Consider the following 21,304-nt stretch of genomic DNA (forward strand, 5'->3'; position numbering starts at 1 on the left):
CGCGTACGAACCACCCGCGCACCGGCCTTCCACGCGCCGCATATCGTGCCGCCCATGGACCCTTTCGATGATCTGTTGCGGGGTGTGCGCGCCAACGGCGCGGTCTTCGGAGGGGCGGTGCTGTCGCCGCCGTGGGCCCTGCGCTTCACCGACGACGCCTTCCTGACCCTGTGCATACCGCTGCACGGCGAGGGCTGGCTGGTGCCCGCGGAGGGCGAGCCGCGGCGGCTGGCCGCGGGCGAGGCGGCGATCGTGCGCGGCCCGGAGCCGTTCGTCTTCACGGACGACCCGTTCTCGCCGCAGGCCGGCCCCGCCGGTCCGGTGCGGGAGGTCTCCTGCTGCGGGCCGGGCACGGCAGGTACGGCAGGCATGGGAGGCACGGAGGGCACGGCGGGCGTGGTGGACCCGCCCGCCGGCGCGGACGGGCGGACGGTGCTGATGGCCGGGGCCTACCGCGTGCCGGGGGAGGTGCCGCGCCGCCTGCTGCAGGTGCTGCCGCCCCTGCTCGTCGTGCCCGACGACCACGACTGCACGGCCCTGCGCGGGTACTTCGAGACGCAGCTGACCGCCGGTCCGCCCGGGCGGCAGATCGTGATGGACCGGCTGCTGGACTGGCTGCTGGTGTGCACGCTGCGGGACTGGTTCGGCCGGCCCGAGGCGGCGCCGCCGGCCTGGTACAGGGCGCTGGGGGACGAGGTCGTCGGCCCCGTCCTGCGGGCGATGCACGAGGCCCCGCACCGGGCGTGGACGCTGGCCTCGCTGGCGGCGGTCGCGGGCGTGTCGCGCTCCACGTTCGCCAAGCGCTTCCACGAGCTGCTCGGGGAGCCGCCGCTGGCGTACCTCACGGAGTGGCGGATGACGCTGGCGGCAGACCTGCTCGGCGAGCCGGGGGCCACGCTGGCGTCCGTCGCGCGCCGGGTCGGTTATGCCGATCCTTTCGGCTTCAGCACGGCGTTCAAACGGGTCCGCGGGGTGAGTCCGAGTGCGTACCGCGCGGGAAACAAACCGGCTGATCAACCGGTTTTCGCGGGCTGAGGCAAAAGGATCCTTACCCCGCCCCCAAACATAGGAATGTGCCGAAGCTGGCCGGAAATCACGTCCGGCGGGAGGCGGCGCGCTGCTCTCGCGCCTTATGCAACTCCCTTGAGAAAAGCGGAACTTGACCATCCGGTTCATTCGTCCACCTGGCACTACCCGCCGTACCCGGGGAAAGTAACCGGCCATCTTTTTCGTGTAAATGTGGCGGCAATCACAATCCCCCCGGCATAAGTCGCCACTCCGCCTAGGGTGATCGCCTGCCCGAAGTAGTGCTGCCGAATGAACGGCACTGCGGATTGCTCTGCTTGTTAACCGCTCAGGGAGGCTGACGGTGGATAAGGCCGGCGACATCAACAACCCCGTACCCCCCTCACCCCCCTCAGCGCTCTTCTCCCGTCCCGAACCGCTGGAAGCGCCCTACCCGCCCGGCAGCCTGAACGGCGCCGCGGTGGACCACGCGGCCCTGGAGGACCGGTACCCGGTCTACGCGAAGTTCGGGCTGGAGCTCGGGAACACGCCCCTGATCGAGCTGCCGGGCCCGGACGGCGGCGCGACCGTGCTCGCCAAGTGCGAGTGGGAGAACCCGGCCGGCTCCATCAAGGACCGCGTCGCCTACGCCCTGCTCGGCAGCGCCCTGCAGCAGCACGGCGACCGGCCCCTGGACGAGCTGCGCGTCCTGGAGTACTCCGGCGGCAACCTCGCCAACGCCCTCTCCCACCTCTGCGCCGAGCTCGGCATCCGCTCCCGCTTCGTCCTGTCCTCGGCGAGCCCCCGCAGCCTCCTCGACACCCTCGCCGGGCGCGGCGCGCGTGTCGACCTCGTCGACAAGGAGCGCGGCTTCCTCGACGTGGTGCGCGAGGCCCTGCGCATCGCCGCGGACGAGCCCGAGTGGACCCTGCTCTACCAGCACCGCAACCCCGCGAACGTGCTGCTGCAGGAGCGCACCACCGGCGCCGAGCTCGTCGCTCAGCTCGGCGACCGCGTCCCGGACGCCTGGGTGGCGTCCATCGGGACCGGCGGCACCCTCGTCGGCGTCCTGCGGGCGCTGCGCGCCCGCTTCCCCGCCGTCCGGGCCGTCGGCGTCACCCCCGCCGAGCTGCCGTACGGAAGCGAGCAGCCGCCCAACGGGCAGCGCAAGTACGCGGGGTCGGGCGGCATGGGGCACGGCATCCGGCAGCCGTTCGTGACGCTCCACGACGACGAGGTCGAGCACCGCACGGTCTCCTACCCGCGCGCCTTCGCCGCCATGGGCGAGTTCCACGACCTCACCGGCGTGCGCATCGGCAGCTCGGCCGCCGCCAACTGGCTCGCCGCCAAGGAGACGGCCGCCGCCCTGCCGCCCTCGGCGACGGTCGTCACCGTGCTTCCCGACGCCGGGACGCCCGAGGAATGGGAGCAGCTCGGACGATGACGCGCTACGTGATGACCCGCATACCGGCAGCTCCGGCAGCTCCGGCAGCAGCACCCGTAACCACCGCCGGGGGCCGCTGAGATGGCTCACCTCGTCCTGGTCGAGACGACCCCGACGGCCGGTTTCAAGGTCGTGAGCGAGGCCGTCGCGCTCGGCCACGAAGTGACCTTCGTGGCCCACTCCCTCGACCCCTACCTCGCCGCGGAGGGCGGCGAGGAGGCGCTGAAGACCCCGACCCGGCTGCTCACCGGCGTCCCCACCACGGACCCGGAAGGCCTCCTCGACGTCATCGGCTCGCTCCACCGCAAGCACCCCGTGCACGGCGTGCTCGCCCTCAGCGAGGGCCACCTGCCCGCCACCGCGGAGGTCGCCGAGGCCCTCGGCCTGCCCTTCGAGCGCACGGAGGTGATGCGGCGCCTGCGCGACAAGCACGCCGTGCGCGAGCTCCTGGGCGCCGCGGGCGTCCCGCAGCCGGCCTTCCGGCGGGCCCTGACGGTCGCGGAGGCCGTGACCGCGGCCGAGGAGCTCGGCTACCCGGTCGTGGTCAAGCCGGCCGACGGCTTCGGCTCGCTCCACGTCGGGGTCGCGAACGGCGCCGCCGAGGTCGCCGCCCTGGCCGAGGCCATCGCCGCGACGCGTTCGTACGGGCGCGGCGTCGCCGGCAGCGGCGTCGCGCTCCTGGAGGCGTACGTCCCCGGCCCCGTCGTCAGCTGCGAGATGGTGACCGTCGACGGCGTCAGCACCCCGTACGGCTGCGTGGACCGCATGCTGGCCCCCGCGCCCCACCCCGTCGAGCTGGGCGGCTGCTTCCCCGCCGACCTGGCCGACGACGTGCGCGAGGCCGTCGTGCGCGTGTGCGCCGACGCGCTCGCCGCCGTCGGCATCCGCCGCGCGCACACCCACACCGAGGTGGTCCTCGGGCCGGACGGGCCGCAGATCATCGAGATCAACGGGCGGCTCATCGGCGGCTACGTCCCCACGATGATCAACTACGTCCTGGAGCGGAACATCTACCACGACGTCGTCGACCTCGCCCTCGGCGGCAGCCCCTCGCCCTCGCCCGCGCACGGCGTGGGCTGCATCCGGGCGATCACCGCACCCGTCTCCGGCGTGCTCACCGGCATCGACGCGGACGCGGCGCGGCAGGCCCCCGGCACGGCCGAGGTGATGCTGCACGCCAGGCCCGGCCAGGAGGTGCGCCCGGCCCGGAACAACTTCGACCGGCTCGGCTTCCTCATCACCACGGCGGCGACGGCCGCCGAGGCGCGGAAGGCGGCGGAGGAGGCGCACGGCCTGGTACGGGTGACGGTGGCCGGCGACACCGGGGACGGCGCACCGGCCGGAGGCGCGTCGTGACCGCCCGGCCGCGCGCGCTGTGCGTCGCCGGAAGCCCGAGCGCGGGTTCCCACACCCGCGCCCTCGTCGGGCACATCGGCGGCCTCCTGGAGCAGCGCGGCTTCGCCGGCGGGCTCGCGGACCTCGCCGTGCTCGGCCTGCCGCCCAGCCACCCCGACCACTACTGGAGCGAGGCCCCCCACCCCGTGGGCCAGGCACGCGAGTTCATCGAGGCGGTGCTCGGCAGCGACGCGCTCGTCCTCGGGACGCCCGTCTACCACTCCGGGTACTCCGGGCTGCTGAAGAGCGCCGTGGACCTCCTGCCGTCCGACGCCTTCGCGGGCAAGGCGGTCGGGCTGGTGTCGCACGCCAGCGGCCCGCGCGGCTCGGCCACCGCCTGCGAGCAGCTGCGCCAGGTTGTGAAGGCGCTCGGCGGCTGGGCGGTGCCCATGCAGGTCAGCACGGTCTCCGCGGACTTCGCGCCCGCGGCCGGCGGACAGCAGCGGGTGCTGGACGCGACCGGTCCGGTGCACGCGCGCTGCGTGGAGCTCGCCGACCAGCTGGCGGCGTTCACGCGGGCGATGCGGGGCGCGGGCGTCACCGGCGCCGGGAGCGCGGAGGTGGCGGCATGACGTTCCTGCCCCGCTGTCTGCGCCTCCTGCGCGAGGACCTGCAGGTCGTCGCCGACCGGGACCCGGCTGTGCGCACCCGCGGCGAGGCGCTGCTCGCCCCCTTCCTGCCGGCCCTGTGGCTGCACCGCCCGGCCGGCGCTCTGCACGCACGGGGCCACCGGGTCACGGCCCGCGTGCTGTCGCTCGCCGGACGCTTCCTGTCCGGCGGGGTCGACATCCACCCGGGCGCGCGCGTCGGGCGGCGGCTGTTCATCGACCACGGCGCGGCCGTGGTCATCGGCGAGGACGCCGTGATCGGCGACGACGTCACCCTCTACCACCAGGTCACGATCGGAGCGATCGGCTGGTGGCGGGACCGGCACCGGCTGCCGGGCGAGCGGCGCCACCCCACCCTCGGCGACCGTGTCGTGGTGGGGGCGGGCGCCTCCGTCCTCGGCCCCGTGCGCATCGGTGACGACAGCCTCGTCGGCGCGCACGCGCTGGTGACGGCCGACGTCCCGGCCGGGAGCCGCGTGTGGGCGCCGAAGAGCGAGGTCCACCCGAAGGGCAAGCCGACCGTGGCCCTGGTGGCCGGCACGGAGACCACGGCGGACATGACCGCGGACATGACCGCGGACGGGACGGCGAACGTGACGGCGAACGTGACAGCCAATGTGACGGCGAAACGAAAGCGAGGCGGTCTGTGAGCACGGGCACGACGGGTACGGACACGGGTACACACACGGGCACGGGCACGGGCACCGGAACCGGGGAGCACGCGGGCTACCGCGAGCTGCTGCGCGAGGCGTTCGTCCGGCGCTACGAGGACGGCGCGGACTCCTGGAGCGAGGAGCCCGCCATGCGGGAGCTGGTGCCGCTGCTCTGCACGGAGCTCGCGCCGGGCAGCTCCGTCATCGACATCGGGGCGGGCCGCGGCCGGGACATGGAGCTCCTGCTCGCCCGCGGGCACCGGGTCACCGCGGTCGACCTCGTACGGCTGCCCGACTGGGAGGACATCGCCCGCCGGTACGGTGCCGCGGCCGCCTTCGAGGTCGGCAACTTCGCCGACCTGGCGGACGACCGCGTCTTCGACGCCGCCGTCGACAACGGCGTGCTCCACCACCAGGCCCCGGAGGACTACGCGCCCTACCTCGCGAACGTGCGGCAGCGGCTGCGCCCCGGCGGCCTGCTGGCCGTCAGCCTGTTCACCACCGCGGAAGAGCTCGCCGAGGGCGTCCTGAACCGCGCCGAGGACGGCCGCCTGTCGCGCTGGTTCACCGAGCGGGAGGCGACGGAGCTGCTGGCCGGCGCCGGCTTCACGGTGACCGCCGTGCGGACCGTCCGCAGAGAGCTGCCGGGCCTCGCCTACCTGCTGGTCCTGGCCCGCCGCGACGCGTAAGACGCGCAATCGGAGAAGCGATCCGACCGCGTGACCCGTAGTACGAAGTACGAAGTACGAAGGCCTGGTTCCGATGACCGCTCCGTCCCGAGGCGGCCCCGCCGGGGCCGCCCCCGCACCGGCGCCCGCGAAGCCGGGCAGCCGCATGTTCGCCTCGCTCGCCGTCCGCAACTACCGCTACTTCTTCTTCGGCCAGTTCATCTCGAACTCCGGTACGTGGATGCAGTTCGTCGCCCAGGACTGGCTGGTCTTCCACCTCACCGGCAGCACGTTCGCGGTGGGCGTGACCACGGCGCTGCAGTTCCTGCCGGTGCTGCTGTTCGGGCTCTTCGGCGGCGTGGTGGCCGACCGGTACCCGAAGCGGCGGATCCTGCTCACGACGCAGGGCGCCATGGGCCTGTTCGCGGCGGCGCTGGCCGTGCTGACGCTCACCGACGTCGTCGTGGTCGCCCACGTCTACGTCTTCGCGTTCCTGCTCGGCCTCATGAACGTCTTCGCCAACCCCGCGATCCAGACGTTCGTCCCCGAGATGGTGGGCCCCGAGCGCGTCGCCAACGCCGTCAGCCTGGGCGCGGTGAACTTCCAGAGCGCCCGGCTGCTCGGCCCCGCCGCCGCCGGTCCGCTGATCGTCGTCATCGGCAGCGGCTGGGCCTTCGCCCTCAACGCGCTCTCCTACGTCGCGGTGATCGCCTCCCTGCTGGCCGTACGGGCCCGCGAGCTGCGGCCGACGGCGTCGCAGCCGCGCGAGAAGGGGCAGATCAGGGCGGGTCTGCGGCACGTGCGGGAACACCCCGAGCTCGTCCGCCCCATCGTCCTGGTCGGCTTCGTCTGCACCTTCGGCTTCAACTTCCCCACCCTGCTGTCGGGCTTCGCGTACAACGTCTTCGACGGCGGCGCGAAGGAATTCGGCTTCCTCACGACGGCGGTCGGGCTCGGCGCCCTGGCCGGGGCCCTGATGTCGGCGCGGCGGCGCAGCAGCCGCACGGTGGTGCTGGTGGGGACGGCGGGCGCCTTCGGGGCCCTGGAGGCCGTCACGGCGGCCGCGCCGTCCGTCTGGCTCTTCGGCGCACTGATGGTGCTGGTGGGTCTACTGAGCGTGACGTTCTCCACGACGGCCAATTCCCTGGTCCAGCTCCACACCGATCCCGCGATGCGCGGCCGCGTCATGGGCCTGTACATGCTCGTGTACACGGGCGGCACGCCCATCGGCGGCCCGGTCGTGGGCTGGGCCGTCCAGCACTACGGGGCGCGGGCGGGAATCCTGGCGTGCGGGCTGGTCGCGGTGGCCGCCGCGGCCGTCGTCGGGCTGATCGCCCTGCGCGCTCCCCGTGCGGGCGCGGTCGCGGGTGATTAGCGTGGCACCGGGGGAAGGCTCGGGGATCGCTCGCTGATCGCTGGAAGGAGCCGGACCATGGCAGCGCAAGCAGAGGGCATGCCGTGCTGGGCCGACGCGATGTTCACGGACGTCGAGAAGGCCAAGGAGTTCTACGGCGCCGTCCTGGGATGGACGTTCGGCGAGAGCGCGACGGAGTTCGGCAACTACACCGAGGCGTACTCGGACGGAAAGGCCGTGGCCGCCGTCGTCCCGCCCATGCCGGGCCAGGAGGGCCAGGCCGCCTGGTGCCTGTACTTCGCCTCGCCCGACGCCGCCGCCACCGCGGGGAAGATCCGCGCGGCCGGCGGCGAAGTGCTGATGGAACCGATGACCGTCGGCGAATTCGGGACCATGGTCCTCGCCCGCGACCCCTCCGGCGTCACCTTCGGCGTCTGGCAGGCGGGCACCCACGAGGGCTTCGCGAAGCGAGGCGAACCCGGCGCGTACTGCTGGGCCGAAGTCTTCACCCGCGAGCCCGCCACGGCCGACGCCTTCTTCCCCGCCGTCTTCCCCTACGGGCTGCAGCACATGAAGGGCGAGGCGGACACCGACGACGAGGAGATCGACTTCAAGCTCTTCGGCCTCGGCGGCGAGACGGTGCTCGGGCGGATGGCGATGGGCGAGGAGTTCCCTCCGGAGATCCCGCCGTACATCCAGGTCTTCTTCGCGGTGGGCGACTGCGACGCGGCCGTCGCCAAGGCGAGGGAACACGGCGGCACGCTCCACTTCGGCCCCATGGACAGCCCCTTCGGCCGCTTCGCCGCCCTCACCGACTCCCAGGGCGCCGCCTTCGCCGTCATCGACCTGAGCGCGACCAAGGGCGCGATGCCGGAACTGACGGACGAGCGGTGATGCCGCCGGTGAGGCCGTACCCGATCGGACCGGGCACAGGATGCCGGGTCCGGCACCGCGATCCTTCCTAAGGTGGGTGACGCAAGGGAAGGAGACCGCGTGCTGGACCGGCTGAACGAGGCCCTGGAACACGTCGAGTCGCACCTCGATCAGCAGATCGAGGTGAGCGAGCTGGCGCGGATCGCGGTGACGTCGGAGTACCACTTCCGCCGGCTGTTCTCCGCGCTGGCGGGGATCCCGCTGTCGGAGTACGTCCGGCGCAGACGGCTCACCGTCGCCGGCGCGGAGGTGCTCGCCGGGGAGCGGACGCTGCTGGAGATCGCCGTGCGCTACGGCTACGGCTCGGGGGAGGCGTTCGCGCGGGCCTTCCGGTCCGTGCACGGCGTCGGCCCCGGCGAGGCCCGGCGGACCGGCGCCTCGCTGTGCTCCCAGCCCCGGATGTCCTTCCGGCTCGTCGTCGAGGGGAGCAGCAGCATGCGGTACCGGGTCGTGGAGAAGGAAGCGTTCCGCGTGGTCGGCAAGAAGGTCCGCGCCCCTCTGGTCCACGAGGGGATGAACCCCGTGATCGCCGAGCACATCCGCGGCATCGACCCGCACACGGCGGGGCGCATCGCCGCCCTCTCCGACCAGCAGCCGGAAGGGATCGTCGGCGTGAGCGACGACCTCGACCCGAGCCGGGCCGAGGGCACCGAACTCGACTACTACCACGGGGCGGTGACGGCCGCCGAGGTGTCCGAGGCCCCTGACGACATGGACGCCCTCGCCGTCCCCGCCGGCACCTGGGCCGTCTTCGAAAGCTCCGGCCCGTTCCCGCAGGCGCTCCAGCACCTGTGGCGGGACGTCTTCACCCAGTGGTTCCCCTCCAACCCCTACCGCGCCCGCCCGGGCCCCGAGATCCTCCGGACCCGGCTGACGCAGGACGCGAGCCGGGCGGACGCGGAGCTGTGGATCCCCGTGGAGCGGACCGGGGCCTGAGCGGGGTGCGTACGGCGTTCAGCGCACGATGCCGGCGGCCCGCGCGCTGCGCAGCCAGACCGGGAACTCGCTCATCAGCGCCGCGTAGAGCTCCGTGTCCGGTACGGCGCGCGGCGCCGTACCGGCCGGGAAGAAGCCCGCGTTGTCCACGACGCGCTTCGCCGGGACGGGCAGCTCGTCCAGCTTCCGCAGGAAGGCGAACTGCGCCCCGCCCGGCTTCCCGAAGCCGATGAACTGCCAGAAGATCGGCAGCCGGGCGGCGCTGCACAGCAGCCGCTCGGCAGCGCTCCGGGAGGAGGGCGCGCCGTCGGTCTGGAAGAGCACCAGAGCGGGGTCGCTCGCGCCCGAGGCCGTGTAGTGGTCGATGACGGCCTGCATGGCCACGTGGTAGTTGGTGGCACCCATGTGCCCGTAACGGGAGTGCAGGCTGCTGATACGCCCCTCGTAGTCGTCGAGGCCGACCTCGGCGACGCCGTCGATGCCCGTCGAGAAGAACACGACCGGCACCACCCCGTCGTCGTCGAAGTGCGCCGCCAAGCCCAGCGCCTGCTCGGCGAGATGCTGGACGCTGCCGTCCTTGAAGTGCCTCCGCATGCTCCCGGACCGATCCAGCACGAGATACACGGCGGCCCGCTGCCCGGCCAGACCACTCGCCTCCAGCGAGACCTGCGCGCTCTTGTACAGATTGACGAGACGAGGGGCAGTCGCCTGCACCTTCTCCAGACTGATGGCGGAGGCCGGGGCCGAGGCGGGTGCCGGGGCCGGAGCGGGGGCTGGAACCGGGACCGGGGCCGGCCGGGGCCGCTTGGTGTAGTCGATGGCCATGCGTCTCTCCCCGTTGATCGCGTGCAGCAGGACAACTGCACGGTACGCCGCGGCGCGGCACGGACAGGAGTGCGGTGCCCGGCACAGCCTGCGAACTGCCCGTGGGCATCGGCTGCCCGTACGCTGCCCGTACACGTCGGCGTACGGAGGCGGTTCGGTGGACACCCTGGACTTTCCCGCGGAGTTGAGCACTGGCGAACGGATCCGGATCCTCCGCGAATCCCGCGGAATGAGCCGCGAAGTCCTCGCCGGCCTGTGCGGCCGGAAAGCGGACTGGCTCAAGAAGATCGAGAAGGGGGAGCGCGAACTCCATTCGCACACGCTCCTGCTCAGGCTGGCCGCCGCACTGCAGATCCCCGACTTGTCGATCCTGACCGGCGGCACCCCCGAGGTCGCCCAGCCCGTACCCCTGGGGCGGTTCGACCACCCCACGATGCCCGCCGTCTGGGCGGCCGTGATGAGCCGCAGCCTCGTGCCGCCGAGCACCCCGGTCGACGTGCAGCGCTTGCGGGGGCGGGTGGAGCAGACATGGCGCCTGTGGCACGCGTCCGGCCGCAACCGCACCGAAGTGGGCGCGCTGCTGCCTGCGCTCATCCGCGACGCCGAGACGGCGACGCGCACTCTGGAGGGCCCGGAACGACGCATCGCTCTCGTCGCCCTCTCCGATGTGTACCGGCTGACCGGGCAGGCGACGGCCTACCTGGCCCCGGCCGAGCTGGCCTGGGTCGTCGCGGACCGGGCACTGGCTGCAGCTCAGCAGGCCGATGACCCGGCGGCCATTGCCGCCGCCGCGTGGAACATGGGCAACATCCTCCGCGAGACCGCGTACCCGGAAGAAGCCCTGCGGGTCGTCACGGAGGCCTCGGACCTCCTCCGGCCCCATCTCGACGGGGCTCCCGACGACTGGCGTGGCATCTACGGCGCGCTGCAGTTGCACGCCGCGGTCACCTCCGCGCGCGAGGGCCGCAAGGGGGACGCGTGGCGCTACTGGGACCGCGGCGACCAGATCGCCAAATCCCTTCCGGCCGCCTACGTTCACCCGAGCACGGTTTTCGGCCGGGCCAATGTGGATTTCCATGCTGTCTCGGTGGCCACGGACCTCCGGGCGGCCGGTGAGGCGCTGTCGTTGGCCGACGACATCGACCCCGACGCGATGCCGTCCAGGGAGCGGCGTGCCCGCCTGTGGGTGGAGGTGGCGCGCGGGCACCTCCTGCGTGGCGACCGGACGGCGGCCCTGCACGTGATGAAGCTCGCCCACGCCATCGCCTCCGAGACGGTGGCGTACACCCCGTCGGCCCGCGGCATCGCGGCCGACCTGTGGCGTACGGCGCCTCGTGCCCTGCGGGGTGAAGCGGGCCGCTTGGCGGAGGCGGTCGGCGTGACCGCCACCCGCTAGGGGGCCGCCCCTTCGAGGGGGACAGTTCGTCCCCCTCGAAGTCCGACGCCGTCCCTATGGTCACTGGCTGGATCCGGCAACTCCAGTCAGGGGCTTTCATGCAGAACGAGGACCGGCGTCACGTGTCCCTCCGGCGAGGGGGCACGGCGAAGAGTGACGGCAGTACCGGCGAGATCCGCGTCCCGCTCGACCTCTATCACCTGGATGAACGACAAGGCCCGATCGAACTCGTGCTGAGCGGCGCTGAAGCAGCCGAACTCCACTTCCTGCTCGGCAATCTGCTCACATGCAGCGCCGCCGCTGAGGGCGCCTTGCTCTCGGCCCGTGTCGCCGACGCCAACCGCCGCTCTTCGGGCGGTGGACTGTGACCGAAGCCGAGCAGGCTGACGGCGAGGCCCGGCAGACGTCCTGCCTGACATGCACGGTGCTGGTAGTGAGGCGTGCCGCGGCATGGCGACAAGGGCCGGATGCGGTGAAGGAGTACGAGATCCGTCGCCGCGAGCACGTGAGCGAGGCACACCAATGACGTCGACCGGCCACCGCCCGGCCGCCCGGCACAGGCGTCACCCCTCCACCACCAGCCGGTACCCCCGTTTCGGGACCGTCCTGATCAGGCCCGCGTGGGGGCCCAGTGCGCTGCGCAGGCGGCCCACTGCCGCTTCCACCGCGTGTTCGTCCGTCCGGTCGTCGGCCCAGACGCGGCGCAGGAGTTCGCTTCGGCTGAGGACCCAGCCGGGGTGTTCGGCGAGGGCGCGGAGGATCGCGGCGGGGAGCGGGGGGAGCCAGACGGCGTCGGTGCCGGCTATGAGGGCGTTGCCCTGGAGGGCGAGGCCGTGGGGGTCCTCGCGGAGGGTGCGGCGGTCGCGGGTGGGGAGGATGTGGGTGAGGGTGCGGACGAGGGCGCCGAGGCGGCCGCGTTCGGGCTGGACGGTGGGGACACCGGCCTCTTCCAGGGGGCGGGCGCACACGGAGCCGACGCACACGGGCAGGACGGGGCCGCGCAGCGCGTCGAGGACCTGCGCGTACAGGCCGGTTTCGCGGGCGCAGCCGAGGAAGAACTCGATGGCCGGCGCGCTGGTGAAGGTGAGGGCGTGCACTTCGCGGCGCGCGGTCTGTTCGACGAGGCGGCGCGCGGCGCCGGGGTCCTCGGGCTGCGTCCAGCGGTAGACGGGCACTTCGATGACCTCGGCGCCGCGCTCGCGCAGGGTGTCCGAGAAGCCGGGGAGGGGCGCGCCGTGCTCCTGGACGGCGATGCGGCGGCCGGTGAGGTCGCGGGCGAGGAGCCAGGCCAGGAGTTCGTCGCAGGCCTCGGAGGCGGGCGAGTAGGCCTCCGCCAGGCCGCTGGCGCGGACCGCGCCGGTCGCCTTGGGCCCCCGGGTGAGGACGTGCGCGCCCCGGCACGCGGCGGCCAGGCCCGCGCCGTGCCCCCAGCCCTCGGCGGCGCTCATCCAGCCGCGCCAGCCGACGCCGGTGGTGGCGACGACGTAGTCGAGGGGCGCGGTGAGGCAGCGTTCGGTGGCGCGCCGCAGGGCCACGTCGTCGTCGAGCGGGACGATCCGCATGGTGGGCGCTTCGACGACCCGGGCGCCCCTGCGCTTGAGCAGGGCCGTCAGTTCGTCGCGCCGCCGGTCCGCGGTCACGCCGACGACGTAGCCGAGGAGCGGGAGGGGCGGGGCGGGGGCGGGGGGTGTGCGGGGAGAGGTGCCGGTTCCCATGCTGCGTATGTTCGGACGACGGCGTTTCGGCCTCGTTGCGTGCCCGTCACGCAGGGGTAAGGGAAAGCGTCCGGCAGGTTACGGCGCATGTCGTACGGCCGACACCGCCCGTCCGGCCGTGTGAACGGCATGTACCGCGCGGGCAACATCGCCGACGCGGGAGCGTAACGACGCCGCGTGATGCTCGGGGCATGACGACGACCGGCACCGGCACCGCCCAGGGCGCCCCGACGGGCACCGACACCCACTGCCCTTACTGCGCCCTGCAGTGCGGCATGCGGTTGCGTCCCGTGGCGGCGGGCGGCCCCGAGCCGGTCGCGGGCCGGGCCCCGTCCGCGGGCCGGGCCCCGTCCGCGGGCCGGGCCCCGTCCGCGAGCCGGGCCCCGGTCGATCCGGCTGCCGCCCGGGCCCCCGTAGAAGTCCTGGAGCGTCCCGGCTTCCCCGTCAACCTCGGCGCCCTGTGCGGCAAGGGCCGCACCGCCGCGGCCGTGCTGCGCCCCGGCGCCCGGCTGACCGAGCCCCTGGTCCGGGACGCCCGCGGCGGTGCGCTGCGCCCGGCGTCCTGGGACGAGGCCCTCGACCGGGTGGCCGGCGGTCTCGCGTCGGCCCGGCAGCGGTACGGGGCGGACGCCGTCGGCGTCTTCGGCGGCGGCGGGCTGACGAACGAGAAGGCGTATCTGCTGGGCAAGTTCGCGCGGGTCGCCCTGCGCACGGCGAACATCGACTACAACGGCCGCTTCTGCATGTCGTCCGCGGCGGCCGCGCACCGCAGGGCGTTCGGCATCGACCGGGGCCTGCCGTTCCCGATGGAGGACATCGCCCGTACGGGCTGCGTGATCCTGGTCGGCGCGAACCCGGCCGAGACGATGCCGCCGGCGCTGCGCTACTTCCGGGAGCTGCGCGAGAACGGCGGCCGGCTGATCGTCGTCGACCCGCGGCGCACGCGCACCGCCGAGCAGGCCGACCTGCACCTGCAGCCGCTCCCCGGCACGGACCTCGCGCTCGCGCTCGGGCTGCTGCACCTGCTGATCGCCGACGGGCACCTGGACAAGGACTTCATCGCGCTCCGCACGACCGGCTTCGAAGACGCCCGCGCCGCCGCCATGGCGCACTGGCCGGAGCGCGTGGAGCGGCTGACGGGCGTGCCCGTGGCGCAGCTGTCCGCCGCGGCGGCGCTGTTCGGCGAGGCCGCGGAGGGCATGGTGCTGACCGCGCGCGGCCCCGAGCAGCAGAGCAAGGGCACGGACACGGTCAGCGCCTGGATCAACCTGTGCCTGGCGGCCGGCAAGGCGGGCCGCCCCCGGTCCGGCTACGGCTGCCTCACCGGCCAGGGCAACGGCCAGGGCGGCCGCGAGCACGGCCAGAAGGCCGACCAGCTGCCCGGCTACCGCTCGATCACCGACCCGGCGGACCGCGCCCACGTCGCCGCCGTGTGGGGCGTCGACCCCGCCTCCCTGCCCGGGCCGGGGCGCAGCGCGTACGAGCTCCTCGACGGCCTCGGCACCGACGGCGGCGTCCGCGCGCTGCTGCTCATGGGCTCCAACCCCGTCGTCTCGGCGCCCCGCGCCGCCCACGTGACCGAACGGATCCGCGCGCTGGACTTCCTCGCCGTCAGCGACGTCGTCCTCTCCGAGACGGCCCGCCTGGCCGACGTGGTCCTGCCGTCCGCTCAGTGGGCGGAGGAGACCGGCACGACGACGAACCTGGAGGGGCGGGTCATCCTGCGCCGCAAGGCCGTCGACGCCCCGCCGGGCGTGCGCAGCGACCTCGCCGTGCTGCACGGGCTCGCCGACCGGCTCGGCGTGCCGGGCGGCTTCCCCGAGGACCCCGAGGAGGTCTTCGAGGAGCTGCGGCGCGCCTCGGCGGGCGGGCAGGCGGACTACGCGGGCATCAGTTACGACCGCATCCGCGACGAGGACGGCGTCTTCTGGCCCTGCCCCGGCGCGGATCACCCGGGCACGCCCCGCCTCTTCCTGGACCGCTTCGCCACCCCCGACGGGCGGGCGCGGTTCGCCGCGGTCGCGCACCGGCCCGCCGCGGAGGAGCCCGACGGCGACTACCCGCTGTTCCTGACGACGGGCCGCGTCGTCTCCCAGTACCAGAGCGGCGCGCAGACCCGGCGCGTCGACGAGCTCAACAAGGCCGCCCCGGGCCCCTTCGTGGAGCTCCACCCCGCCCTCGCCCGCCGGCTCGGCGTGGAGGAGGGCGAGCTGCTGGCCGTCAGCAGCCGGCGTGGGCGGGCGGTCGCCCCGGCCCGCGTCACCGACACCATCCGGCCCGACACGGTCTTCATGCCCTTCCACTGGGGCGGTACGGGCCGCGCCAACTCGCTGACGAACCCGGCCCTCGACCCGGTCTCGCGCATGCCGGAGTTCAAGGTGTGCGCGGTGCGGGTGGAGAAGCCGACGGTCGGAGAACCGCCCGCCGCCGCTGCCGCAGAACCGGACACCGCTGCCGCGGAACCGGCCACCGCCGCCGCGGAGGCGGGACGGTGACCCGCCGGATCAGCCCGATCCGCCGGATCGCCGTGGTGGGCGCGGGCATGGCCGCCGCCCGGTTCGCGGAGCGCTTCCGGGCCCTCGGCGGGGACGCCGAAGTGACGCTGTACGGGGCCGAGCCCTGCGCCCCGTACAACCGGGCGCTCCTCGCCGACGCCCTCACCGGGCGCTACGCCACCGACGACCTCACGCTGCCGTCCGGCGGCGCGCGGCTGCGGACGGGCTGCGCGGTGACGGGCCTCGACACCCTCGCCCGCACCCTGCGGCTGGCGGACGGCGCGCACGTCCCGTACGACGAGCTCGTCCTCGCCACCGGCGCCGAGCCGGTGCTGCCGCCCGTCGACGGGCTGTGCGGCGCCGACGGCCGGCCGCGGCCCGGGGTGCACGTGCTGCGCACCGCCGCCGACTGCCGCGGCCTGGCCGGTGCGGCGTCCCGCGCCCGCCGCGCGGTGGTGATCGGCGGCGGCGTGCTCGGCGTGAGCGCGGCCCGCGCCCTTGCGGCCCGGGGCCTGCCGGTGACCCTCGTCCACCGGGCCGGGCACCTCGTCGAACGCGACCTGGACGGCCCGGCGGGCGAGATCCTGCGCCGGGGCCTCGGGGAACTGGGCGTGGAGGTCCTCACGGGCAGCGTGGCGGAGGCGGTGCTGACAGATGCGGCGCTGACAGAGGCGGCGCTCACAGATGCGGCGCTCACAGAGGCGGTGCTTGCAGAGGCGGCGCTCACAGAGGCGGTGCACCGCGTCACCGCCGTCCGCCTCGCCGACGGCCGCGTGCTGGAGGCCGGCCTCGTCGTGGCCGCCTGCGGCGTCGCGCCCCGTACCGCGCTCGCCCGCGCCGCGGGCCTCCCCGTCCGCACCGGGATCCTCGTCGACGACCGGCTCTCCTGCGGCCCGGACGCCTACGCGCTCGGCGACTGCGCCGAGCACCGGGGGACCGCCCACGGCACGGCCGCGGCCGCCTGGGACCAGGCCGACGTGCTGGCCGCCCGGCTCTCGGGAGCCGCCCCGGACGCGCTCTACCCGGGCACGCGCCCGTCCACGCGGCTGACGGCCGGGCCCCTGGCCTACGCGGCGTTCGGCGAGACCGGGCCCGAGGCCCCCGGCCCGGAGACGCCCGGCGTCGACGTGCTGCGGCTCGCCGACGCGACCCGCGGCTCGTACAAGAAGCTCCTGCTGCGCGGCGACCGGATCGTCGGCGGCATCCTCCTCGGCGACCCGGCCGCCGCCGGTGCCCTGATCCGCGCCTACGAGCGGGACGAGCCCGTGCCCGGCGATCCCCTGGACCTGCTCGCGGCGGCACCGGTGCCGTCCCCGCCTTCCCCGCAGCCTCTCCGCACCCCGCCCGTCCCCCGCGCCTCGCACTCCCCGCACGCCCCGCACCTGCTCACGGCCCAAGGAGCCTCCTGATGACGGTGAAACAGCTGGTCCTGATCGGCCACGGCATGGTCGGTCAGCGCTTCCTGGAAGCCCTGACCGAGCGGACCTCGCAGTGGCGGGTGACCGTCCTGGCCGAGGAGCCCCGGCCCGCGTACGACCGCGTCCACCTGACCTCCTGGTTCTCCGGCACCACCGCCGAGGAACTCTCCCTGTGCAGCCAGGGGTTCCTGGCGGAGCACGGCATCGACCTGCGGCTCGGCGACCCGGCCACCGCCGTCGACCGGGCCGCGCGGACCGTCACCACCGCCTCGGGGCGCGTCTTCCCCTACGACGCCCTGGTCCTGGCCACCGGCTCGTACCCCTTCGTGCCGCCCGTCCCCGGCCACGACGCGCCGGGCTGCCACGTCTACCGCACCATCGAGGACCTGGAGGCCATCCGGGACGACGCGGCCACGGCCGGGACCGGCGCGGTCATCGGCGGCGGGCTCCTCGGCCTGGAGGCCGCGGGCGCGCTGCAGGCCATGGGGCTGGACACGCACGTCGTCGAGTTCGCGCCCCGCCTGATGGCGCTGCAGGTGGACGACGGCGGTGGCGCGGTCCTGCGCCGGAAGATCGAGGAACTCGGCGTCACCGTCCACACCGGCGCCGGCGCCCAGCAGGTCGACACCGGCGACGACGGCCGGGCCCGCGGCCTGACCCTCTCCGACGGCACCGGCCTCGCCGCCGACCTGGTGATCTTCTCGGCCGGGGTGCGCCCGCGCGACCAGCTGGCCCGCGACTGCGGCCTGCCCGTCGGCGAGCGCGGCGGCATCGTCGTCGACGAACGCTGCCGCACGGCCGACCCCGCGGTCCTCGCCATCGGCGAGTGCGCGCTCGCCGCCGACGGCCGCGTGTACGGCCTCGTCGCGCCCGGCTACGCCATGGCCGAGGCCGCCGCGCAGCACCTCTCCGGCGGCGAGGGCTCCTTCACCGGCGCCGACACCTCCACCAAGCTCAAGCTCCTCGGCGTCGAGGTCGCGAGCTTCGGCGACGCGCACGGCGCCACGCCCGGCGCCCTCGACGTGCTGTACTCCAGCAGCCGCGACGGCGTCTACAAGAAGCTGGTGATCGGCTCCGACGGGGCGCTCCTCGGCGGCGTCCTGGTCGGCGACGCCGAGGCGTACGGCCTGCTGCGGCCCCTCGCCGCCAGCGGCACGCCCCTGACCACCCCGCCCGAACAGCTCGTGCTGCCCGCCTCCGCCGGAGCGGCCGCCGGGCCGGTGTCCCTGCCCGACGACGCGGTCGTGTGCTCCTGCCACCACGTCACCAAGGCCGCGGTCAGGGCGGCGGTGCACGACGAGGGCTGCACGAGCGTCCCCGACGTCAAGAAGTGCACCAGGGCCGGTACGGGCTGCGGCAGTTGCGTGAAGATGCTCGGCACGATCGTCAACGACGAGCTCGCCGCGAGCGGCGCCGAGGTCGCCCGCGGCCTGTGCGAGCACTTCGACCGCACGCGCGCCGAGCTCTACGAGATCATCCGCGTCAAGGGCATCGACAGCTTCTCGCGGCTCGTCGACGAACACGGCACCGACCCGCGGCGGTCCGGCGAGGGCTGCGACGTCTGCAAGCCGGTCGTCGCCTCGATCCTCGCCAGCCTCGGCCACGGGCACATCCTCGACGGCGAACAGGCCGCCCTGCAGGACACCAACGACCACTTCCTGGCGAACATCCAGCGCAACGGCTCGTACTCCGTCGTCCCGCGCGTCCCCGGCGGCGAGATCACCCCCGAAGGGCTCATCGTCATCGGCGAGATCGCCCGCGACTTCGGCCTCTACACGAAGATCACGGGCGGGCAGCGGATCGACCTCTTCGGCGCGAGCGTCGACCAGCTCCCGGCCATCTGGCGGCGGCTCGTCGACGCCGGCTTCGAATCCGGGCACGCCTACGGCAAGGCGCTGCGCACGGTGAAGTCGTGCGTGGGGGAGACCTGGTGCCGCTACGGCGTGCAGGACTCCGTCGGCCTCGCCATCGAACTGGAGCTGCGCTACCGCGGGCTGCGCGCCCCGCACAAGCTGAAGTCCGCGGTCTCCGGCTGCGCCCGCGAGTGCGCCGAGGCGCAGAGCAAGGACTTCGGCGTCATCGCCACCTCCGACGGCTGGAACCTCTACGTCGGCGGCAACGGCGGCGCGAGCCCGCGCCACGCCGACCTGCTCGCCTCCGGCCTCGACCGGCCGACCCTGATCCGTACGATCGACCGCTTCCTGATGTTCTACATCCGCACCGCCGACCGGCTGGAGCGCACCGCTCCCTGGCTCGAACGCCTCGACGGCGGCCTCGACCACCTGCGCTCCGTCGTCATGGACGACTCCCTCGGCATCTGCGCCGACCTCGACGAACTGATGGCGCGTCACATCGAGACGTACGAGGACGAGTGGGCGGCGACCCTCGCCGACCCGGAGCGGATGCGCCGCTTCGCCTCCTTCGCCAATGCCCCGGGGACCCCCGACCCGACGGTGCGCTTCGTCCCCGAACGGGGCCAGATCCGTCCCGCCCTGCCGCACGAGCACGAGCACGAGCGTGCGGGTGACGGCGAGCAGGCCCGTACGACGCCGGTGATCGCCGGTGCCCGGCTGGAGGTGCGTGCACGATGACGACGACTTCGACGACTCCGACGACTTCGACGATTTCGGCGACTGAGGCGACTTCGACGACTGCGGCGACTGCGGCGACTGCGGCGACTGCGGCGACCGTGGAGATCCACGACGGAACGGCCTGGCAGCCCGTGTGCGACTGGGAGGCGCTCGTGCCCGGGCGCGGTGTGGCCGTCCTGGTCGGCGACCAGCAGGTGGCGGTCTTCCGCGACCGCGCCGGAAAGGTCTACGCCGTCGGAAACCGCGACCCCTTCAGCGGCGCCTACGTTCTCTCGCGCGGCATCCTCGGCAGCCGGGACGGCGTCCCGGTGGTGGCCTCCCCCATGTACAAGCAGGCCTTCGACCTCCGCACGGGCACCTGCCTGGACGAGCCGCTCGCCCCGGACGGCAGCGAGGCGACGGTGAAGGTGTGGCCGGTGCGGCGGGGGAGCGGGCCCGCGGGTCCGGCGACCCCCGCAGGCCCGGCGCCGGCCGAAGCGCAGCCACCACCCCCTCCGCCACGCCCCCACGACATCGCCGACTGGCGCCCCGAGGACCCCGACTTCTGGAAGAGGACGGGTGCCCGCGTCGCGCGCCGCAATCTGCTCTTCTCCGTGCTCTCCGAGCACATCGGGTTCTCCGTGTGGAGCCTGTGGTCCGTGCTGGTGCTCTTCCTCGGGCCCGAGTACGGCATCGACCCCGCCGGGAAGTTCCTGCTCACCGCCCTGCCGACGGCCCTCGGCGCCGTGCTGCGGCTGCCGTACACCGTCGCCGTGGCCCGCTTCGGCGGCCGCAACTGGACGGTGTTCAGCGCCCTCCTGCTGCTCGTCCCGACCGTGCTGGCCGGCGTCGTCCTCGAACCGGGCGTCTCCTACGGGACCCTGCTCGCCGTCGCCTGCGTCGCCGGGGTCGGCGGCGGCAACTTCGCCTCCTCCATGGCCAACATCAACGCGTTCTACCCGCAGCGCCTGAAGGGCCGCGCCCTCGGGATCAACGCGGGCGGCGGCAACCTCGGCGTCCCCGCCGTCCAGCTCCTCGGCCTGCTGGTCCTCGCCACCGCCGGCAGCGGCCACCCGCGCCTGCTGCCGCTGATCTACATCCCGCTGATCGCCCTCGCGGCCCTCGGCGCCGCGCTGCGCATGGACAACCTGACCGGGCTGCGCAACGACCGGCACGCCCTGCGCGAGATCTGCCGGGAGCCGCACACCTGGGTCATGTCCGTGCTCTACGTCGGCACGTTCGGCTCCTTCATCGGCTTCGGCTTCGCCTTCGGGCAGGTGCTGCAGGTGCAGTTCCACGAGGACTTCGCCACCCCGGTCGCGGCCGCGGGCCTGACGTTCCTCGGCCCGCTGCTCGGCTCGCTGGTCCGCCCCTGCGGCGGGCTGCTCGCCGACCGCTGGGGCGGGGCGCGCGTGACGCTGTGGAACTACGGCGCGATGGCCGCGGGCGCCGTGACCGTCCTGCTGGCGTCGCGGCAGGGCTCCCTGCCGCTGTTCGTCACCGGGTTCGTGGCGCTGTTCGTCTTCAGCGGCATCGGCAACGGCTCGACGTACAAGATGATCCCGGCGATCTTCCGCGCGCAGGCGCGGACCGCGGTGGCCGCGGGCGCGGACCCGGAGCGGGCCGAAAGGGCCTCCCACCGCCGCGCGTCGGCGCTGATCGGGGTCGCCGGAGCGGTGGGCGCCTTCGGCGGCGTGCTCGTCAACCTCGCCTTCCGGCAGTCCTTCCTGGGCTCCTCCCACAACGGCGACGCGGCGTACCTCGCCTTCCTCGCCACGTACGCCCTGTGCGCCGCGCTCACCTGGGCGGTGTACCTCCGGCCGGGCGGCCGGAACCGGCTGGAGGGGGTGTAGGTGCCCCCGTCCGGCCTGCTCGCCCCTGCCCCTGCC

17 protein-coding genes and 1 pseudogene are annotated in these 21,304 nt (G+C 74.1%); 16 read left to right on the forward strand and 2 right to left on the reverse strand.

Annotated features, from left to right (window positions below):
* Positions 1 to 54 precede the first annotated feature (54 nt).
* The 9 genes from ACSNOG_RS16160 (at position 55) to ACSNOG_RS16200 (ending at position 8,996) form a co-directional block, all read left to right on the forward strand.
* Positions 55 to 1,035 (forward strand): AraC family transcriptional regulator, encoded by a 981-nt coding sequence (locus ACSNOG_RS16160; protein WP_436753350.1) that lies wholly within the window; start codon positions 55 to 57, stop codon positions 1,033 to 1,035.
* A gap of 334 nt (positions 1,036 to 1,369) precedes the next feature.
* A complete protein-coding gene (locus ACSNOG_RS16165; protein WP_436753351.1) occupies positions 1,370 to 2,449 on the forward strand; it encodes a PLP-dependent cysteine synthase family protein in 1,080 nt (359 codons plus the stop codon).
* Positions 2,450 to 2,530: 81 nt separating this feature from the next.
* Positions 2,531 to 3,805 (forward strand): ATP-grasp domain-containing protein, encoded by a 1,275-nt coding sequence (locus ACSNOG_RS16170; protein WP_436753352.1) that lies wholly within the window; start codon positions 2,531 to 2,533, stop codon positions 3,803 to 3,805.
* The gene (locus ACSNOG_RS16175) at positions 3,802 to 4,416 is read left to right on the forward strand and encodes an NADPH-dependent FMN reductase (RefSeq protein WP_436753353.1); all 615 of its coding nucleotides are present in this window, start codon (positions 3,802 to 3,804) and stop codon (positions 4,414 to 4,416) included. Before ACSNOG_RS16170 ends, ACSNOG_RS16175 begins: the two co-directional genes overlap by 4 nt.
* Positions 4,413 to 5,102 (forward strand): serine O-acetyltransferase EpsC, encoded by a 690-nt coding sequence (gene epsC / locus ACSNOG_RS16180; RefSeq protein WP_436753354.1) that lies wholly within the window; start codon positions 4,413 to 4,415, stop codon positions 5,100 to 5,102. The genes ACSNOG_RS16175 and epsC overlap by 4 nt, the downstream gene beginning before the upstream one ends.
* Complete coding sequence (locus tag ACSNOG_RS16185) at positions 5,099 to 5,794, forward strand: class I SAM-dependent methyltransferase (RefSeq protein ID WP_436753355.1); 696 nt, start codon at positions 5,099 to 5,101, stop codon at positions 5,792 to 5,794. The genes epsC and ACSNOG_RS16185 overlap by 4 nt, the downstream gene beginning before the upstream one ends.
* 73 nt (positions 5,795 to 5,867) lie before the next feature.
* Positions 5,868 to 7,148 (forward strand): MFS transporter, encoded by a 1,281-nt coding sequence (locus ACSNOG_RS16190; RefSeq protein WP_436753356.1) that lies wholly within the window; start codon positions 5,868 to 5,870, stop codon positions 7,146 to 7,148.
* Between the two features lie 57 nt (positions 7,149 to 7,205).
* Positions 7,206 to 8,021 (forward strand): VOC family protein, encoded by an 816-nt coding sequence (locus ACSNOG_RS16195; protein WP_436753357.1) that lies wholly within the window; start codon positions 7,206 to 7,208, stop codon positions 8,019 to 8,021.
* A gap of 99 nt (positions 8,022 to 8,120) precedes the next feature.
* Complete coding sequence (locus ACSNOG_RS16200) at positions 8,121 to 8,996, forward strand: AraC family transcriptional regulator (RefSeq protein WP_436753358.1); 876 nt, start codon at positions 8,121 to 8,123, stop codon at positions 8,994 to 8,996.
* An 18-nt stretch (positions 8,997 to 9,014) separates the two neighbouring features.
* On the opposite strand, the gene ACSNOG_RS16205 is transcribed toward ACSNOG_RS16200, so the two are convergent.
* The gene (locus tag ACSNOG_RS16205) at positions 9,015 to 9,821 is read right to left on the reverse strand and encodes a vWA domain-containing protein (protein ID WP_436753359.1); all 807 of its coding nucleotides are present in this window, start codon (positions 9,819 to 9,821) and stop codon (positions 9,015 to 9,017) included.
* A gap of 157 nt (positions 9,822 to 9,978) precedes the next feature.
* Here ACSNOG_RS16205 and ACSNOG_RS16210 point away from each other — a divergent pair, with 157 nt between their 5' ends.
* Positions 9,979 to 11,217: a helix-turn-helix domain-containing protein gene (locus ACSNOG_RS16210; protein WP_436753360.1), complete on the forward strand. Its 1,239-nt coding sequence runs from the start codon at positions 9,979 to 9,981 to the stop codon at positions 11,215 to 11,217.
* A gap of 98 nt (positions 11,218 to 11,315) precedes the next feature.
* Positions 11,316 to 11,585, forward strand: coding sequence for a hypothetical protein (locus ACSNOG_RS16215; protein ID WP_436753361.1), 270 nt, complete (start codon positions 11,316 to 11,318; stop codon positions 11,583 to 11,585).
* A 195-nt stretch (positions 11,586 to 11,780) separates the two neighbouring features.
* On the opposite strand, the gene ACSNOG_RS16220 is transcribed toward ACSNOG_RS16215, so the two are convergent.
* Complete coding sequence (locus tag ACSNOG_RS16220; protein WP_436753362.1) at positions 11,781 to 12,932, reverse strand: uroporphyrinogen-III synthase; 1,152 nt, start codon at positions 12,930 to 12,932, stop codon at positions 11,781 to 11,783.
* Positions 12,933 to 13,123: 191 nt separating this feature from the next.
* On the opposite strand from ACSNOG_RS16220, the gene ACSNOG_RS16225 reads away from it, so the two are divergent.
* From ACSNOG_RS16225 to ACSNOG_RS16245, 5 genes and pseudogenes are all read left to right on the forward strand, one after another.
* Complete coding sequence (locus ACSNOG_RS16225) at positions 13,124 to 15,427, forward strand: molybdopterin oxidoreductase family protein (protein ID WP_436753363.1); 2,304 nt, start codon at positions 13,124 to 13,126, stop codon at positions 15,425 to 15,427.
* Positions 15,424 to 16,836, forward strand: a complete 1,413-nt coding sequence (locus ACSNOG_RS16230; protein ID WP_436753364.1) for an NAD(P)/FAD-dependent oxidoreductase — start codon at positions 15,424 to 15,426, stop codon at positions 16,834 to 16,836. The genes ACSNOG_RS16225 and ACSNOG_RS16230 overlap by 4 nt, the downstream gene beginning before the upstream one ends.
* Positions 16,836 to 19,436, forward strand: coding sequence for a nitrite reductase large subunit NirB (nirB, locus tag ACSNOG_RS16235; RefSeq protein WP_436753365.1), 2,601 nt, complete (start codon positions 16,836 to 16,838; stop codon positions 19,434 to 19,436). Before ACSNOG_RS16230 ends, nirB begins: the two co-directional genes overlap by 1 nt.
* Positions 19,433 to 19,849, forward strand: a pseudogene (gene nirD / locus ACSNOG_RS16240) (nitrite reductase small subunit NirD); the annotation flags it as partial. The gene nirB and the pseudogene nirD, both read left to right, overlap by 4 nt.
* Before the next feature lie 99 nt (positions 19,850 to 19,948).
* Entirely contained in the window at positions 19,949 to 21,268 is a 1,320-nt protein-coding gene (locus ACSNOG_RS16245; protein WP_436753368.1) for a nitrate/nitrite transporter, read from the forward strand.
* Positions 21,269 to 21,304 lie beyond the last annotated feature (36 nt).

The sequence above is a fragment of the Streptomyces sp. URMC 124 genome, assembly GCF_051386455.1.
Classification (GTDB): Bacteria; Actinomycetota; Actinomycetes; order Streptomycetales; family Streptomycetaceae; genus Streptomyces.